At 32.7% G+C, this 17482-nt stretch carries 13 protein-coding genes; 3 read left to right on the plus strand and 10 right to left on the minus strand.

Going from position 1 to position 17482, the window contains the following annotated elements:
• The first annotated feature begins 79 nt into the window (after positions 1-79).
• On the plus strand, positions 80-1138 hold the full coding sequence (locus tag FG167_RS04435) for an endonuclease/exonuclease/phosphatase family protein (protein ID WP_203460217.1): 1059 nt from the start codon (positions 80-82) through the stop codon (positions 1136-1138).
• 213 nt (positions 1139-1351) lie between these two features.
• Here the strand turns inward: FG167_RS04435 and FG167_RS04440 are convergent, their stop codons facing one another.
• The 10 genes from FG167_RS04440 to uvrC form a co-directional block, all read right to left on the minus strand.
• Positions 1352-1789, minus strand: coding sequence for a hypothetical protein (locus tag FG167_RS04440; RefSeq protein ID WP_203460218.1), 438 nt, complete (start codon positions 1787-1789; stop codon positions 1352-1354).
• 109 nt (positions 1790-1898) lie between these two features.
• Positions 1899-4436: a TonB-dependent receptor gene (locus FG167_RS04445; protein WP_203460219.1), complete on the minus strand. Its 2538-nt coding sequence runs from the start codon at positions 4434-4436 to the stop codon at positions 1899-1901.
• 160 nt (positions 4437-4596) lie between these two features.
• The gene (gene pgi / locus FG167_RS04450; protein ID WP_203460220.1) at positions 4597-6219 is read right to left on the minus strand and encodes a glucose-6-phosphate isomerase; all 1623 of its coding nucleotides are present in this window, start codon (positions 6217-6219) and stop codon (positions 4597-4599) included.
• Between the two features lie 4 nt (positions 6220-6223).
• Positions 6224-7552 carry a peptidoglycan DD-metalloendopeptidase family protein gene (locus tag FG167_RS04455; RefSeq protein ID WP_203460221.1) on the minus strand — a complete coding sequence of 443 codons (1329 nt, stop codon included), beginning with the start codon at positions 7550-7552 and terminating at the stop codon, positions 6224-6226.
• Positions 7510-8427, minus strand: coding sequence for a tryptophan 2,3-dioxygenase family protein (locus FG167_RS04460; protein WP_055444382.1), 918 nt, complete (start codon positions 8425-8427; stop codon positions 7510-7512). Before FG167_RS04460 ends, FG167_RS04455 begins: the two co-directional genes overlap by 43 nt.
• A gap of 6 nt (positions 8428-8433) precedes the next feature.
• Positions 8434-9216 (minus strand): DUF3108 domain-containing protein, encoded by a 783-nt coding sequence (locus FG167_RS04465; protein ID WP_203460222.1) that lies wholly within the window; start codon positions 9214-9216, stop codon positions 8434-8436.
• Positions 9217-9363: 147 nt separating this feature from the next.
• A complete protein-coding gene (hppD, locus tag FG167_RS04470) occupies positions 9364-10524 on the minus strand; it encodes a 4-hydroxyphenylpyruvate dioxygenase (RefSeq protein WP_203460223.1) in 1161 nt (386 codons plus the stop codon).
• 129 nt (positions 10525-10653) lie between these two features.
• On the minus strand, positions 10654-11814 hold the full coding sequence (locus tag FG167_RS04475; RefSeq protein WP_203460224.1) for a homogentisate 1,2-dioxygenase: 1161 nt from the start codon (positions 11812-11814) through the stop codon (positions 10654-10656).
• A gap of 216 nt (positions 11815-12030) precedes the next feature.
• Complete coding sequence (locus tag FG167_RS04480; RefSeq protein WP_203460225.1) at positions 12031-14262, minus strand: patatin-like phospholipase family protein; 2232 nt, start codon at positions 14260-14262, stop codon at positions 12031-12033.
• Entirely contained in the window at positions 14259-16052 is a 1794-nt protein-coding gene (gene uvrC / locus FG167_RS04485; RefSeq protein ID WP_203460226.1) for an excinuclease ABC subunit UvrC, read from the minus strand. Before uvrC ends, FG167_RS04480 begins: the two co-directional genes overlap by 4 nt.
• Positions 16053-16184: 132 nt before the next feature.
• Here uvrC and FG167_RS04490 point away from each other — a divergent pair, with 132 nt between their 5' ends.
• Positions 16185-16610, plus strand: coding sequence for a RimK/LysX family protein (locus FG167_RS04490; RefSeq protein WP_203460227.1), 426 nt, complete (start codon positions 16185-16187; stop codon positions 16608-16610).
• Positions 16607-17479 (plus strand): 30S ribosomal protein S6--L-glutamate ligase, encoded by an 873-nt coding sequence (rimK, locus tag FG167_RS04495; protein WP_203460228.1) that lies wholly within the window; start codon positions 16607-16609, stop codon positions 17477-17479. Before FG167_RS04490 ends, rimK begins: the two co-directional genes overlap by 4 nt.
• Positions 17480-17482: the final 3 nt, after the last annotated feature.

The following is a 17482-nucleotide window of genomic DNA, read 5'->3' on the forward strand; positions in this document are numbered from 1 at the left end:
AATTTACATTATTTATAATAAATATCTACATTTGGCAGGAGTTTTGTATTAACATAACTATAACATAACATTCACATTCATGAAAAATTTAAAATTCTGGCTCGCAGCACTGTGTTTAACAGTGGTTTTCACTGCGGAAGCTCAAGAAAAAAAGAAATTCAAAGTCCATACTGTTGGGTTTTATAATCTTGAAAATTTATTTGACACTATTAATGACACAAGTAAATTTGACGAAAGAAGTCCTATTATGGAAATGAAAACGAAACAGTTTGAAGTTTACCAAAAGAAAGTAAAAAATATGGCTCGTGTTATTTCCGAAATAGGAAAAGACTTTACCAACAACTCTCCAGTAATATTAGGAGTTTCTGAAGTTGAAAACAGAGAAGTTCTTGAAGATGTAGTAAATGATCCTGCATTAATACACCAAGATTATGGCATTGTTCATTATAACTCTCCAGATGTTAGAAGTATTGATGTTGCGCTTTTATACCAAAAGAAATTTTTCACACCTTTATCTACTAGTAGCCATGAATTAAAAATTTATGACGATAACACCAAAGAACGTAAATACACCAGAGACCAATTATTAGTGAGTGGTAAATTAGACGGAGAAATGATTCATGTTATTGTAAATCACTGGCCATCTCGTAGTGGTGGAGAAGCACGTAGCAGACCTAAACGTGTTGCAGCAGCTAAATTAACGAAGCGAATTTTAGATTCATTACAATCTCTTGACCCTTATGCTAAAGTATTTATCATGGGAGATTTAAATGATGACCCAACAAACGCTAGTGTTACAGAAGTTTTACAAGCACAAAGCGACAAAGACAAGGTTGGTTTTAAAGGACTTTATAATCCATATTCTAATATGTTTAAAAAGGAAGGATTAGGTACTACTGCATATAGAGATGCATGGAGTTTATTTGACCAAATTATGGTAACAAAGCCATTAATTGAAAAAGACTATTCTTCTTTTACATTATATAAAGCTGGAATTTTTAATAAAAATTACCTAGTAAATAAAAAAGGAAGATATAAAGGGTATCCAAAACGTAGCTTTGCAGATGGTGGATTTACCGACGGATTTAGTGATCACTTCCCTGTATACACACTTCTTATTAAAGAAATCAAGGAATAAGAACTACCTCGCCTTCTGTTTCTTTTATAAAACAGAAGTTACTCTTACTTAAAAAAAGAGTTTAATACTAGTAGTTTTAACTATAAAAAAAGGCTTCCATATTATGGAAGCCTTTTTTATTACAATGTTTTTCTGAGTGCATTTCTAAGCGCAGTTGAAGTATCTTTTTAAATTACATAGATTTCTCCACTTTGGTCGAAATTACAAACTATTTTAACCTAACCAAACACTCCAAGGTATTCTAGTTAAAACTAATAACAATGCTATGGTATAAAAGATAGCAATGGTTTTATGTTTTGGTTTAGAAGTAAGTTTCTTTTTATGCTTAGAGTAACCAATAGTAATTAAAGTAACCGCTAAAATCCCCATAAAAGGATGCTCTACAGCTAATAATCTAGCAAAAGGAGATAATCCTCCCATACCGTTTGCTTTGATACTATGAAAGCCATTTGGTGAAGTAAAGTACAACACCAACCCTATTAACAGCTGAATGTGTGTTACAATAAGTGTAAATAATGCAATTCTGAAATCTTTAGGTTCATACTCTTTATTAGAAAACGTTTTATATAAGCTATTTACTACCGCTAGTATTAACACAAGAAGCACTAAATAAGCCCAATAAGAATGAAGGTTTTTTACAATACTATACATATAATTTAAGTTTGAATTAATTTGATAACAAATGTACTAATTATTAGGCATAAAAAAACCTCTTCCAAAAAATGGAAGAGGTTTTTAATATACTCTTTTCTAAAGTGAATTAGAAATTAAAACGGATACTTGTGTTCCAAGTTCTACCGTAACCAAATCTACCTGTATTTGATTTATTAACTCCTTTATAGTTTTCAGATGCAATTGCTGAAGCAGCAGTTGTTCCATTAACAGACTCTAAATACACCTCATCAAAAACGTTACTTACGTTTAATCTAAACTGTAATGAATTTGTTTTATTCTCACCAACTAACATTTTGTATGATAATCCAGTATCTACAGTGTCATAAGAAGGCATAGATAATGGCGCTTCTCCTAATGAACCTGTAGAGAAAACATCGTTATACCAGTTCCATCCACCATCAATACTAAATCTTGGTAAAAACTCATAGCTACCATTAATACCAGCAGTTACTTGCGCAGCACCACCAACACTAAATCCATCAATAACAATCTCTTCATCCGCACCTACTTGGCTTCCGTCGTTATCAAAAGTTCTTTGTGTAGCATTGTCTTTAAACTGCCATTCTCCTAAAGAAACAAATCCGTTAAGTTTTACATTATCTAAAGGACGAGTATTCACCTCTAACTCTACACCATAATGCACTTGCTTCACTCCTAATGTTTGGTAACTTAAGAAATCATCACCTGTTTCACCGTTACTGTTATACTTAGTTACGTTATCCCAAGTAGTATGGTATACGTTTAAGTTTGCAGAAATTTTTCTACCACCATTAAATTGGTAACCAGCTTCAAATCCTGTAATTTCTTCATTTTCAGCTTCAGGATCTAATAATGTATTCCCTCCTCTATTATCTTGAAATAAAGTATCATGGAAAGGTTGACGTGAATAGTAACCAGCGTTAACAAATACTTTATGTGTTTCATTAACTTCATAAGCAGCACCTAACTTTAAGTTATACCCAAGGTTGTTTACTTTATCAGACTCTTCTGATTTCCCTTCAAATTCTGTGTTTAAGAATTCCGTTCTTACATGAGATTGGTTAGAAACCGCTCCTTGAAAGAATGCAGATAATTTATCTTTAGAATATTCTAACTGACCAAAAACACCAGCATAGTTAATTTGCTCTTCGTAATCATAACCAAAACGTTGTGAATGGTCATTGTTTGGGTTAAAAAATACTTCCCAAGGATTAATACCACCAGCTTCTGTTAATTCATAATCTCCAGAATATCCTGAAGAAGCACTTACAGAATCTACAGTTACAAATTCTCTTACATCTCTAAAGTGAATACCGTTATATAAACGTACATCTGCACCAAAGTTAAGGTTTAAGGTTTCACTTAATTGGTTGTTATAATTAGTTACTAAACCAAACCAGTTATGGTTATTATTAGAACCTCTTGCATATGTTACATCATCTCCAGAAGTTCTTGCTTGTGCAAAACTACCACGACCCATTGAACCGTAAAGTACAGTAGATAATTCAGATTTCTCATTAATTGTCCAATCCCAACTTAAGTTAGCTACTGGTTTGTGGTAAATATTTCTTCCACCTGGGTATTTTCCTCCATTTAAATTATTTGGACTATCAACTCCAGATTCATTCCATGAGTTATACTTTCTACCATTATCTAAAAACGATTCTATGGAACCACTTCCAGCTGCTGCATGCCATTGTGGAGCACCAGTTAATAAGAAGTTTAAAGAATGTTTTTCATTTGGTTGGTAACCAACAGAGAAAAAATATGTTTGCCCTTGACCATCTGTGCTATTTACATAACCATCCCCTTGCCAGTGACCTAATAAACCTGAAAAAGACCATCCTTTTTCGTTTACTCCTGTAGAATAATATGCTGTAGTTTTCGTGTAATTATCATTACCTACCATTTGTTGGAAAAAACCACCTTCTTTTCTATCAATAGTTTTTGTTACGATGTTTACCGTACCACCAACTGAAGAAATCGCTAATTTAGAAGCTCCTAAACCACGTTGTACTTGAATTGCATTAGCAACATCCATAACACCAGACCAGTTAGACCAGTACATTTTACCATCTTCCATACCATTAATTGGTTGTCCGTTTAATAAGAATGCCGTGTTTGTTTGATCGAAACCACGAATAAACATTTGACCATCTCCAAAACCACCAGATTTAAGGTTTTGTATAGAAGGAGTAGATTTCAATACTTCTGGTAAATCCCAGTTTCCAGCTTTTTGTTGAATCTCAGCTGCTTTAATAGTAGTTACAGCAACAGGTGTTTTTCTGTCTTCTGCTAAATCAATAACTCCAGAACCAATAATTACTACTTCTTCTAAAGAGTTATCACTAGTTAAAGTAATGTTTCCTAAATTAGTAGTACCAGTAAAGGATACTGTTACAGGTGTGTAACCTACATAAGAAATAACTACTTCCCCTGCGTTTGCTTGTGTAGTAATTGTGAAATTACCGTCAAAGTCCGTAGATACTCCATTTGTAGTACCTTTTTCAATAATGTTTGCTGCCGGTAGTGGCGCATTCATTTCGGCATCAATAATAGTACCTGTTACAGTACTTTGAGCCATTGCTCCTGTAGTAAGCATAAGCGTTACTACTAAAAATAAAAATCTTGAAATTTTTTTCATTTTATTGAATTTAATATTTGGTTTATTTTTTTGCAAAAATACATCGAATTAATGGTTTAACATTAACTTAACGTTAACAAATTTTCAATCTTGAAGATAAGACAAATAAGCACGCTTTCAATTACTTAGATATTAAAGCTATAAACATACTTTTTAACAATTAATTTGTTAATTTCTTATAATGATTCAATAAATTTAAGGTAGAAGCGTCGTGATTTGCGAAATCATCATTTTTAAATTCTTTTAAAATTTTTCCAGCTAACTGCTTACCAAGCTCTACACCAAACTGGTCGTAGCTAAAAATATTCCAAATAATTCCTTGTACAAAAATTTTATGCTCGTACATCGCAATAAGTTTCCCTAAACTTCCTGGTGTAAGTTTATCAATAAAAATAGTATTCGTCGGTTTATTCCCCGGAAATACTTTAAATGGTATTAATGTTTTTTCGGTTCCTTCTGCTATAACTTCACTTTTATCTTTACCGTTTAAAAGCGCTTCTGTTTGTGCAAAAAAGTTAGACATAAGCTTGTCTTGATGGTCTTTATTACCATATAAAGATTTAGCAAATCCTATAAAATCTGCAGGAATAAGTTTAGTTCCTTGATGTATTAGTTGAAAAAACGCGTGTTGCGAGTTCGTTCCTGGTTCTCCCCAAATAATGGTTCCTGTTTGGTAATCTACTACATCACCATTTCTATCTACACTTTTCCCATTACTTTCCATAATACCTTGCTGTAAATAGGTAGCAAATTGATTTAAGTATTGTGAGTACGGAATTACAGCTTCACTTTCTGCATTAAAAAAGTTATTATACCAAATACTAATTAATGCTAATACTACTGGAATATTGGTTTTGAAATCTTCGTTTTTAAAATGGGTATCCATTTTGTTAGCTCCCAGAAGTAGCTTTTCAAAATTTTCATTCCCTACCGACAAACTAATAGTTAGGCCTACTGCGCTCCATAGTGAAAAACGCCCTCCAACCCAATTCCACATTGGGAAAATATTATTTTCATCTACACCAAAACCTTTTACTTTTTCAATATTTGTAGAAACAGCAACAAAATGCTTGGCGATATCTTCTTGTTTCGCACTTTTTAAAAACCAGTCTTTTAATGTAGTTGCATTCGATAAGGTTTCTTGGGTTGTAAATGTTTTAGAAACAATTACGAATAGCGTAGTTTCCGGATTTAGTGTTTTTATGACTTCATTTACATGGTCTCCATCTACATTACTAACAAAATGTGTTGTTAAATGATTTTTGTAAAACTGAAGTGCATCTACAACCATTGCTGGACCAAGATCAGAACCACCAATACCAATATTTACAATATCTGTAAATGCTTTGTTAGTATATCCTTTTTTATTTCCAGAAATAATAGTTTCCGAAAAATCTTTTATTTTTTGTTTTACCGAAAATATTTCCGGCATAACATTCACACCATCCACTTTAATATTTGCATCTTTAGGTGCTCTTAATGCGGTGTGTAACACCTCTCTTTTTTCGGTTTCGTTAATTACTTCACCAGAAAAATAAGCTTGCATTGCTTCTTTTAATTGTACCTCATCTGCTAATTTTAAAAGCAGTTTGAAGGTTTCGTCTGTAATTCTATTTTTCGAAAAGTCAACATAAAAATCTTCCCAAGAAATGGTGAATTTGTCTGCTCTTTTTTCATCTTGAGCAAATAAATTTTTCATTTCAACATCTTGCACTTTTTTATAGTGTTTTTCAAGATTTTTCCAAGCTTCAGTAGTGGTTGGGTTAATTTTTGGTAATGCCATAAGGTTAGTTATTTACTTGCGTAATTGCACTTATATTATCAAAGACTTCTTCTAATTTCTCTTCTATTTCTGGTGTTTTATACTGAATATTATCCAGTTGGATTTTTAGAGGTTTAATAAACTCTAGATATTTCACTTTTAAGCTGTCTGAAATTGGTTCGGCTTCCGGAAGTTTTTGTTTAAAAGGATCTACTTCTTTTCCGTTTTTCCAGAAACGATAACATACATGAGGACCACCAGTATTTCCGGTCATACCAATCCAACCAATAACATCCCCTTGTTTTACAAACTGTCCTTTTTTAACCTTTTGCGCTTTCATGTGAAGGTATTGCGTTGTATAGGTCGCGTTATGTCTTATTTTAACAAACTTTCCATTACCTCCACGTCTGGTAGATTCTATAACCGTTCCGTTTGCGGTTGCAAGAATTGGCGTTCCAATAGCTGCTGCAAAATCGGTTCCTCTATGCGGACGCAATCTATTACCATAATAAGCAATACGTCTTTTTAAATTATAACGGGATGATATTCGGCTAAACTGTACCGGTGCTTGTAAGAATGCACGACGTAAGTTTTTTGCTTCTTCATTAAAATAATCTGAAATTCCTTTTAGGCTATCCGTTTCAAATTCAAAAGCATAAAAAGGTTCGTTATTATGTTCAAAAAATGCAGCTTTAACATCCGCTACACCAACATAAATACTATCGTCAATATACTTATCGGTATAAATTACTTTAAAACGATCTCCTTTTTGAAGGCGTCTAAAATCGATAGTCCAAGGATAAATTTCATCTGCTAGTTTGTATGCTAAACGTACGCTTACATTTTGAGAATCTAATGCTTCAGAAATATTTGAAGTAATTACTCCTGCAACTTCTTTTTCAACATATTTAATAGGTTTTCTACTTGTATATGCATGAATAGAGTCTTGAAAGTTTATTACTACGTATTCTTCTTTGTTTGGTTGATAGATAAAACAGTTTGGCTTTTCTAGCGAATCTCCTTTGGTACATAGTAGCGTATATGGTTTACCTACTTGCAGTTTTCGGATATCGAAAGTGTCTTTTGTTTTTTCTGCTATTTTAAAAATATTAGCAAAACTAATACTGTTTCGTTGCAAAATTTCACCAAAACTATCTCCTTTTTGAATGGTATCTCTTTTAACGATATAATCGTTAAGATTAAAGCCAAATTCTAAAGTTTCTTCTGGCTCTACAATTGCTATTTCTTCTGATATGATTTCTTTTGGGTCTTGTTTACAGCTATAAAATAAAGAAATTGCTGCAAAAGCAATTATACATCTGTTCCCCAATCTTTTAATTCTTGCTCGCTCCATAGTTCCGGAAAAAATATTCTTCTTTGGTATTTAGGATGCATATACTTAACCCATTCGCTTCCTCCTGTTGCTTCAGCCGTTTTACCACCAATATTTAGGTAGTGATTTGCTGTATTATAATGAGCCATAACCCATTTAATATTCACAGTATGGTCGTAATGACGCATTGCATCTATTAATTGTTTATCGTCTTTAACACTTTGCGGCAATGCCTTAAACTTGGTGTAAAGATTATGTGTGTTGTAAAATTTTGTAAATCTAATAAATTCGTCTTTATATCTATCTTCAAAAACTGTTAATAAATAGCTTTTCTTACCTGTTTTATAGTCTTTTCCTGCTGCTTGCCAATATAAATGATCGAAAGCGTGTTCATAAGGTGTATTTCTATCAATAGTATCTCTAAATCGATTATCGATTAGATTAATAAGTTCTGTAGAAGCGAATTCTATTTTTCTGTATTGCGCACTTTGGAATCCACTTGCTGGAGTTAAGGTATTTCTGAATTTATTGTACTGTTCAACATCCATTCCATCTTTCATGATTACAAATGAAGAAGTAAGCATATCGAAATAACGACTTACACGCATTAATTTGTCTGTAAAAAATACAGCATCAAGATCTTCTTTATTTGCTACTTGATCAATCTCCCAAAGTATCATTTTAAATAACAGTTCATTAATTTGATGATACATGATAAACACCATTTCATCCGGTAAAACAGAGCGTTGGGTTTGTAGATCTAATAATGCATCTGTTTGAATATAATCCCAATAATTTATAGGTTTACTATATAGCAAACCTTGTAAATGCACCTCTAAATCTTGGCCTATATTATCGAATTTTTCTTTGAGTTGGTTGGTTATGTCTTTTTCCATCAAATATTAGTTATCTGCAATAATTCTAAAAGGGTATTTTAAGCCTTTAAAGGCATCCAAATCTGCTCGAAGCGAACCTACTGCTAAATCTGCCTGAATACGTAAAGGTACTTTATTTTTGTCTTTTGAAACCCAAAGGGTTAAACTTTCTTCTTCTTTAAAAACACGTCCTGCTAATACATAGGGTCTAAATTTCAGTGTTTTTACTTTTCCGAATTCTGTCTCTAAAATTTCTTCTCCTAGATACTTTATTTTAAAACCATAGTTTTCTTCGTCAAAAAACATATCTGTTTTAATTTCGTCTCCTGGTTTTAGCGTCGCAATTTCTATTTTATTTCTTAAATAGTAATACATAGAAACCATGTCTTGGACATTTGGTTTTGTATCTACTACCATTTTTTTCTTTTTCTTTTTATCGTTTATGTACGCTTTTCGATTCTCTTGGTCAAAATCTATTTCTATATCTTTTTTATGACCTCCTTCATCTATGTTTCTAATAAACCTATAAGGTAATAACGTTGTTTTATCAAAATAGCTCTCATATTTATCTTTAACTTTAAAAAACCACTTTATTGCTCCTGTTGTCCAACCTTTACCAACAACATGATACACAGGCTTACCATCTATTGTATCGTCTTTTACGGTTAACGTTGCATTTCCTGCTTTTAAGAAACCACTGTAGCTCATTTCGAAACGAAACCATTCTCCATCTTGAAAAGCGCTATCTTCCTGTGCTTTAGCCGTGTTCATAGTAACTATTGCTAGTAATATTATTAATAATCCTTTCATATTTGTATTGGTTGTAAATGTAACTTACTATCTTACTTTATATTGTTACGCTTTAATAATTACAATTACTATTCCAAAAGTAGAAAACAAAAAAACTCTAACAATGAAAATGTTAGAGTTTTTATATTACTACACGTTACATCTTTATTATAAGGTTCCTCTTTTTGCTTGTTCTCTTTCAATAGATTCAAAAAGTGCCTTAAAGTTTCCTGCTCCAAAACCTTTTGCTCCCATTCTTTGAATAATCTCAAAAAATAAGGTTGGTCTATCTTCTACTGGTTTTGTAAAAATTTGTAATAAATAGCCTTCTTCATCTGCGTCAATCATAATACCTAAACCTTTTAGTTTTTCGATATCTTCTCTTAATTCGTGGCTAAACTCTTCCAGTCTTCCTGGTACAGAACGGTAATATTCGTCTGGTGGTGTGGATAAAAATTCTACACCATTCGCTCTTAATTGCGAAACGGTTTTAATAATATCGTCTGTGGCAACAGCAATATGTTGTACTCCTGCGCCTTCGTAAAAGTCTAAATACTCCTCAATTTGCGAACGTTTTTTTCCTTCTGCTGGTTCGTTAATTGGGAATTTAATTCTACCGTTTCCGTTAGACATTACTTTACTCATTAATGCGGAATATTCGGTGTGAATTTGTTTATCGTCAAAGGATAAGAAATTTTCAAATCCCATAACATCTTCATACCATTTTACCCAAACATCCATTTGGTTCCAACCTACATTACCAACCATGTGATCAATATATTTTAGTCCGGCAGCTGGTGGATTGTAATCGGATTCCCATTTTTCGAAACCTGGTAAAAATGCACCATTGTAATTTTTACGCTCTACAAACATGTGTACCGTTTCTCCGTAGGTATAAATTCCTGCACGAACTACTTCTCCGTGTTCGTCTGTTTCTACGGTTGGCTCCATATATGATTTTGCACCTCTAGACATGGTTTCTTCATAGGCGTTTCTTGCGTCTTCTACCCAAAGTGCAACTATTTTTACACCATCTCCATGTTTTACAATATGATCGTTTATTGGAGATTTGCTATTTAAAGGTGTGGTTAGCATCAACTTGATTTTGTCTTGTGTTAACACATAACTTACAGCATCTTTAGATCCTGTTTCTAAACCTTTGTATGCATGTGATTGAAAACCGAATGCTGTTTTGTAAAAGTGTGCTGCTTGTTTTGCATTACCCACATAAAACTCTACATAATCTGTCCCTAAAAGCGGAAGGAAATCTTGTGCGCCTTCAAATATTTTTTCTAAACCGTAGTTTACTGATTTTATTTCTTTTGCCATCTTTTGATGATTTTATTGTTTGTTTAAGCTATTGGTTTGCAACATGCCTAGCCCTGATTGAGGCTTTGTTGGAGCTCCTTGCAAAGAGCGACTGCCGAAAGCAGGAAATAGCTTCTAATAATTTTTATTTTAATGATCTAACCAAGATTTTAGATACGTTTCGTCTGCAATTTTCATTGCCTCTTCGGTAACCATTAACGGTTTAAAAGTATCTACCATCACTGCGAGTTCATCGGTTTTTGTTTTACCAATACTACGCTCTGTAGCTCCTGGGTGCGGACCATGAGGGATTCCTGCGGGATGCAAACTAATGTGTCCTGCATCGATATCATTACGGCTCATAAAATCGCCATCTACATAATATAAAACTTCGTCACTATCTATATTACTATGGTTGTAAGGTGCCGGAATGGAGTCTGGATGGTAGTCATACAATCTTGGTACAAAACTGCAAACCACAAAGGCGTCTGTTTCAAAAGTTTGATGCACTGGAGGCGGTTGATGGATACGTCCGGTAATGGGTTCAAAATCGTGAATAGAAAATGCATACGGATAATTATACCCGTCATAACCTACCACATCAAAAGGATGTGTTGCGTAGACCATTTCGAAAATATCGTCTTGTTTTTTCACTTTAATAATGAAATCTCCTTTTTCATTATTGGTTTCTAATTCTTGCGGCTGACGAATATCGCGCTCACAAAACGGAGAATGCTCTAGTAATTGTCCGAACCAATTTCTATACCTTTTTGGCGTGTATATTGGTCTTCTAGATTCTACAATAAATAATCTATTATCTTCTGTATCGAAGTCTATTTTATAGATAACTCCTCTTGGTACTAAAAGGTAATCTCCATATTTAAAGTCTAAATTACCAAGATGCGTACGCAGTTTTCCTGTTCCTTTATGGATAAATATAAGCTCGTCTGCATCTGTATTTTTATAAAAATAATCTTGTGTAGCTTGTTTTGGTGCTGCTAGAATTATGGTACAATCGCTATTAGTTAGTATTGCTTTTCGGCTTTCTAAATAATCGATTTCTGGTTTTACTTGAAACCCTCTAAAACGATAGGATTGTATATGATTTGCTTTTGCTATTTTTGGCGCAACGCTGTATTGCTTTCTTATTTCTTTTACTTGTGTTGGTCTTTGCTCGTGGTATGAGTTTGTAGACATACCATCAAAACCTATGGTACCAAATAATTGTTCGGCATAAAGGGTGCCATCTGGCTTTCTAAACTGTGTGTGTCTTTTTGGTGGAATTTTTCCTAGTTTATGATAAAACGGCATACTTTTTAAATTTAAAGTTATTACATACTTTTTTTAAAACGAAATAAAATAATGCGTTATCATTCTGGATTTCTTTTCTGAAGAAATTTTAAAAAAATTAATATGTCTTGCCAAAATGGTTTCATACGTATTGTTTTTCTATAGTCACATGATACATCCCGTTTTAGTAATGAATGGTTCATGCTTTACAAATATCGTGAAAATTTATGAGACTTTTTAAAACCAGAAACCTACGTTAAAAAACCACATTCCTTCTTTTGTTTCTGGTGACCAAGAGTATTTGGCTTCAATAGGGCCTAAAAAAGTATCTAAGGAATAGCCTACTGCATAACCGGAATAATCTGGTGCGGTAAACCAATCGCCAGAATCGAAAAGGTTATCTCCTATATTAGCGTAGTTTGCTGCAAAGTTGATATGGTTCTTTTTAAAAATTTCGTAATCAAGACTAATTGTCCCTTTTACAAAACTGTTTCCTACTAATGATAAAAAATCATAGCCATAAAACGATTTGTAATTATTAATAAAGTCATTTCCGTAACCTCCAATTACAAAATCTAAAGATCTGTCTGTATTTTCACCAATTTTAAAACCGCCTTCTGTTGCAATATTTGCTGTGATTTTCTTACTAAAACTCTTTGCGTAACCAATAGTTGCTTTCCCTATAGAGAATTCTGAGAAATCATTATTATAGTCTGAGGAATATAAATACAAATGAAAATCTCCATCAAAATACACCCCTTCGTTTGGAAAGTATTTATTATCGAAAGTGTCTAGTTTTAAGTTCCCAAAAAGACTAAAATAGCTACTATTATCAAAAACCGTTTCCTCTTTATTTGCATTAGTAAGAATGGTTTCTGTTTTTATTTTTAAATGCTTGTGTTCTGCTCCTAATGTTAATGAAAAATCTTTTCTAAATAAAGTTTGCAAGTAGAATTGATTGGTAACATCTACAAGCTTTACCTCTAGCTTATTCACATTAACAGCTAGTAACTGCTGTGGTGTTAAAATAGTTTGCGCTTGAATGTTTTGTTTAAATTGATTGTATCTAGAATGCACACCAATACTCCAGTAAAATCCTTTATCTACATAATAATCAAAATCATACCTAATATTATCACCAACAATAAAATCTAAAGAAGCTACATCACTATTAAAAAGCAACTTTTTTTGTGTTACGTTAATTAAAACAGCACTTTTATATAAATCATCATAATGAATACCTAGCTTTAGTAGTGTATTTAAATTACTTTCTTTTAGATTAACATCCATCACATAGCCTTTATCTATTTTTGAAGGCGTTAACTTATAACTTACATTTTCAAAACTATTAGTTGCTGCAAGATTATTTACGCCCTCTTGAAAAGTATTGTAACTTATTTTTTGATTTGGCTTAAATTTTAATTTACCAAGTACATAAGCTCTGGTATACTTATCTAACCCATTAACATTTATACCTTTAATTTTTAGACTATCTATAGGTTCTATTTTGAAAGATTTTGGTTTCTTTTTTATTTGGTTAGCAACAATATCTTGAAGTTCTTCTATATGTTTATTTGTTTCAGCTACGCCGTTATCAATAATTGTTCTTCCTTCACCAAAAGACACTACATTAAAATTTGTTATATCTGGTTTAATATAAATATCCGTCTTTTTGGACTTGATTTTCATATCATTTATGGTTCTATAATTATTTATTTGAAGTAATATCTTGGTTGCTGATTGCAGGTTTTCTCTAGTTGCTAAATCATCTTGCACGTCTACACCAATAATAATATCTACTCCTTTGGCTTTTAACTCATCTATTGGATAGTTATTTACAACACCACCATCTATTAAAACCTGATCGTCTATTCTTACCGGTTGAAATAAGGAAGGAAAAGCACCACTAGCTAAAATAGATTGTGGCAAGCTACCAGATTCTAAATACACCGCTTCTCCGTTTTCAATATTGGTAGCCACGCAAAAAAACGGAATTGGCAATTTACTAAAATCATCTATCTCACTGACATGCAAGGTTAACTTGGTTAGTAAACTTAATGTGTTTTGCCCTCTAGATAATGCTCTTGGTAATTTTACTTTAAATTTTTTAAACGGAAGTGTTACGGCATACTTTTCAGAATTATCCCGTTCATAAAACGTTTTTGCTTTTCGAGGTAAATTATCACTAATAATATCATCAAAATTTACAGCTTGAAAAATAGAATCTATTTCTTTCCCGGAATAACCCGAAGCATAAAGAGAACCAATAATAGCCCCCATACTTGTACCAGCAACATAATCTACTCGAATACCCAAACTATCAATAACCTTAAGTGTACCAATATGCGCAAGTCCTTTTGCACCACCACCACTCAAGACCAAACCTACTTTTAGATCTTTTTGTTCTGATTCTTGCGAAAAACTAAAAAGACTAATAAAAAGCAATATTACCGTTAGTATTTTATTCATTTAGTATGATAATAATTATAAATTTTTGCTGCTCTAGACACGCCAACAACAGCCTCTAATTCGTCTAATTTTGCATTCGCAATTCGTTTTACAGATTTGAATGTTTTTAATAATTCTACAATGGTTTTGTCTCCAATCCCAGGAATACCTTCCAATTCTGTATTTAATGCTGTTTTACTTCGTTTATTTCTGTGATGTTCAATCCCAAAGCGATGGGCTTCATTACGTAATTGCTGTATAATTTTAAGCGTTTCGCTTTTTTTATCTAAATATAGTGGAATTGGATCATCTGGGTAAAATAATTCTTCCAAACGCTTCGCAATTCCGATGATCGCAATTTTTCCTCTTAAATCTAATGCATCTAAACTTTTTAATGCAGAAGAGAGTTGTCCTTTTCCACCATCAATGATAATTAGTTGTGGCAAAGGCTCCTTTTCATCTAATAAACGTTTGTAACGTCTATAAACAACCTCTTCCATTGAAGCAAAATCATCTGGCCCTACTACTGTTTTTATATTAAAATGTCTGTACTCTTTTTTGCTTGGTTTTCCGTTTTTAAAAACCACACACGCCGCTACAGGATGCGTACCTTGAATGTTTGAATTATCAAAACACTCGATATGTCTTGGCTCTTCGCTTAAATGCAAATCGGCTTTCATTTGTGCCATAATGCGTTTCACGTGCCTGTCTGGATCTGTAATTTTTATTTGCTTAAAGCGATCCATTCTAAAATACTTCGCATTACGAATAGAAAGATCTAAAATATGCTTTTTATCCCCTAATTGTGGCACCGTGATTTTAAGATTCTCACCAACATTTACCTCAAAAGGTACATAAAGTTCTTTGGAGTTCGAGTTGAAACGTTGTCTTATTTCAGTTATTGCAAGTTCTAAAAGCTGTAGATCGGTTTCGTCTAGTTTTTTCTTTATTTCTAAAGTATGCGAACGTATTATAGAACCATAAGAAATTTGCAAGAAATTCACATACCCAAAGCTTTCATCGCTAACAATACTAAAGACATCAACATTGCTAATTTTCGGATTTATAATCGTAGATTTTGCTTGATAGTTTTCTAGCACTTCTACTTTTTCCTTTATTTGCTGTGCTTCTTCAAATTGCATTTCTTCAGCAAACTGCTTCATTTGCTGTTTAAATTGCGAAAGTGAATCTTTAAAATTTCCTTTTAAAATTTCCCGAATTGCTACAATATTTTCGTCATATGCTTTTGCTGTTTCCAAACCTTCACAGGCACCTTTACAGTTTCCTAAATGATACTCTAAACAAACTTTATATTTTCCTGTCGCAATTTTTTCTGGAGACAAATCGTATTTACAAGTTCGTAGTTGGTATAAGCCTTTTATTAAATCTAAAAGGGTATACACAGTTTTCATACTGGTGTAAGGTCCAAAATATTCACTACCATCTTTAAATACTCTTCTGGTAGAAAACACTCTAGGGAATCGTTCTTTTTTTATGCAAATCCAAGGATAGGTTTTATCATCCTTTAGCAATACATTATAGCGTGGCTTATTTTTTTTAATTAGGTTATTTTCTAACAGTAACGCATCTGTTTCTGTGGCTACCACGATATGTTTTATGCTTGCAATTTTTTTAACAAGTACTCGGGTTTTACCATTTTCATGTGTTTTGGTAAAGTAGGAGCTCACCCTTTTTTTTAAATTCTTAGCTTTACCTACATAAATAAGCGTACCCTCTTCATCAAAGTATTGATATACTCCTGGAGCATTTGGTAAGGTTTTTAGTTGTATTTTTAAAGCAGGTTCGCCCATCTTGTAAATGTACTTATTTTAATTTTTTCTACAGAAAAATTACAATGCTTTTAACGGATAAATTTTTAATAAAAAAAAGATGATTTTGCTACCACATAATTATTACATTGCGCCACTTTTTTAAAATAAAAAATGACAAAAAAAACAATAGGAAGAGTAGATAAAGTAGACTTCCCAAAGCTTGATTTATATAATATAGATGTAAAAATAGACACCGGAGCTTATACCTCTGCCATACACTGTTCGCAAATTATTGTAGATGGTGAAAATTTAAAATGCACCTTTTACAGTAAAGGACATCCTAATTTTAGCGGTAAGGAAGTAATTTTTGAAAATTACACTAAAACAGATGTCAAGAGTAGCAATGGTTTTAGGGAAAATAGATTTAAAGTGAAATCGGAAGTCGTTTTGTTTGGAAAAACATATAAGATTAACTTAACTTTAAGCACAAGAGAGGAAATGAAGTTTCCAGTACTTATAGGTAGACAATTTTTAAAAAATAAATTTTTGGTTGATGTAGACCAAGAAAACATATCACACAATTTAAAAACATTATGAACATAGTTATTTTATCGCGTAACGCAAATTTATATTCTACAAACAGATTAGTAGAAGAAGGCGAAAAACGCGGTCACCAAGTAGAGGTTATAGACCCTTTAAAGTGTGATATTATTATTGAACAACACAAACCAACCATTTACTACAGAGACAGATATCTAGATTACGTAGATGCTATAATTCCAAGAATTGGAGCATCTATAACTTTTTATGGCTGTGCAGTGGTTAGACAGTTTGAAGAAATGGGTGTTTTTACTATTGTAACTAGTGATGCTATACAACGCTCTAGAGACAAATTACGTAGTTTACAACGTTTAAGTAAAGCAGGAATTGGTATGCCTAAAACCGTTTTCACTAATTATTCTAGAGATGTAGAAGAAGTGATAGAACATGTTGGTGGCGTTCCTGTAATTATCAAATTACTAGAAGGAACACAAGGACTTGGAGTTGTTTTAGCTGAAACCAAAAATGCAGCAGAATCTGTATTAGAAGCTTTTAACGGACTAGAAGCAAGAGTGATTGTTCAAGAATTTATTGGAGAAGCAAAAGGGGCCGATTTACGTGCTTTAATTGTAGATGGTCAAGTAGTTGGCGCAATGAAAAGGCAAGGTAAAGAAGGTGAGTTTCGTTCTAATCTACACAGAGGTGGAAGCGCAAATGTGATCAAACTAAGCGAACCAGAATTACGTTTAGCAATCAACGCATCTCGTGCTTTAAAACTTCCTGTTTGTGGTGTAGATATGCTACAATCTAGTAGAGGACCACTTATTTTAGAAGTGAATTCTACCCCAGGATTAGAAGGTATTGAAGGTGCAACCGGAAAAAATATTGCTAAAAATATTATCTCGTATATTGAGAAAAATAGATAGTTA

The sequence above is a fragment of the Lacinutrix sp. WUR7 genome (genome assembly GCF_016864015.1).
GTDB lineage: Bacteria > Bacteroidota > Bacteroidia > Flavobacteriales > Flavobacteriaceae > Oceanihabitans.

Coding starts and splice junctions, on each gene's coding strand:
- FG167_RS04435 (WP_203460217.1), top strand. CDS start 80: ATGAAAAATTTAAAATTCTGGCTCGCAGCACTGTGTTTAACAGTGGTT.
- FG167_RS04440 (WP_203460218.1), bottom strand. CDS start 1,789: ATGTATAGTATTGTAAAAAACCTTCATTCTTATTGGGCTTATTTAGTG.
- FG167_RS04445 (WP_203460219.1), bottom strand. CDS start 4,436: ATGAAAAAAATTTCAAGATTTTTATTTTTAGTAGTAACGCTTATGCTT.
- pgi (WP_203460220.1), bottom strand. CDS start 6,219: ATGGCATTACCAAAAATTAACCCAACCACTACTGAAGCTTGGAAAAAT.
- FG167_RS04455 (WP_203460221.1), bottom strand. CDS start 7,552: ATGGAGCGAGCAAGAATTAAAAGATTGGGGAACAGATGTATAATTGCT.
- FG167_RS04460 (WP_055444382.1), bottom strand. CDS start 8,427: ATGGAAAAAGACATAACCAACCAACTCAAAGAAAAATTCGATAATATA.
- FG167_RS04465 (WP_203460222.1), bottom strand. CDS start 9,216: ATGAAAGGATTATTAATAATATTACTAGCAATAGTTACTATGAACACG.
- hppD (WP_203460223.1), bottom strand. CDS start 10,524: ATGGCAAAAGAAATAAAATCAGTAAACTACGGTTTAGAAAAAATATTT.
- FG167_RS04475 (WP_203460224.1), bottom strand. CDS start 11,814: ATGCCGTTTTATCATAAACTAGGAAAAATTCCACCAAAAAGACACACA.
- FG167_RS04480 (WP_203460225.1), bottom strand. CDS start 14,262: ATGAATAAAATACTAACGGTAATATTGCTTTTTATTAGTCTTTTTAGT.
- uvrC (WP_203460226.1), bottom strand. CDS start 16,052: ATGGGCGAACCTGCTTTAAAAATACAACTAAAAACCTTACCAAATGCT.
- FG167_RS04490 (WP_203460227.1), top strand. CDS start 16,185: ATGACAAAAAAAACAATAGGAAGAGTAGATAAAGTAGACTTCCCAAAG.
- rimK (WP_203460228.1), top strand. CDS start 16,607: ATGAACATAGTTATTTTATCGCGTAACGCAAATTTATATTCTACAAAC.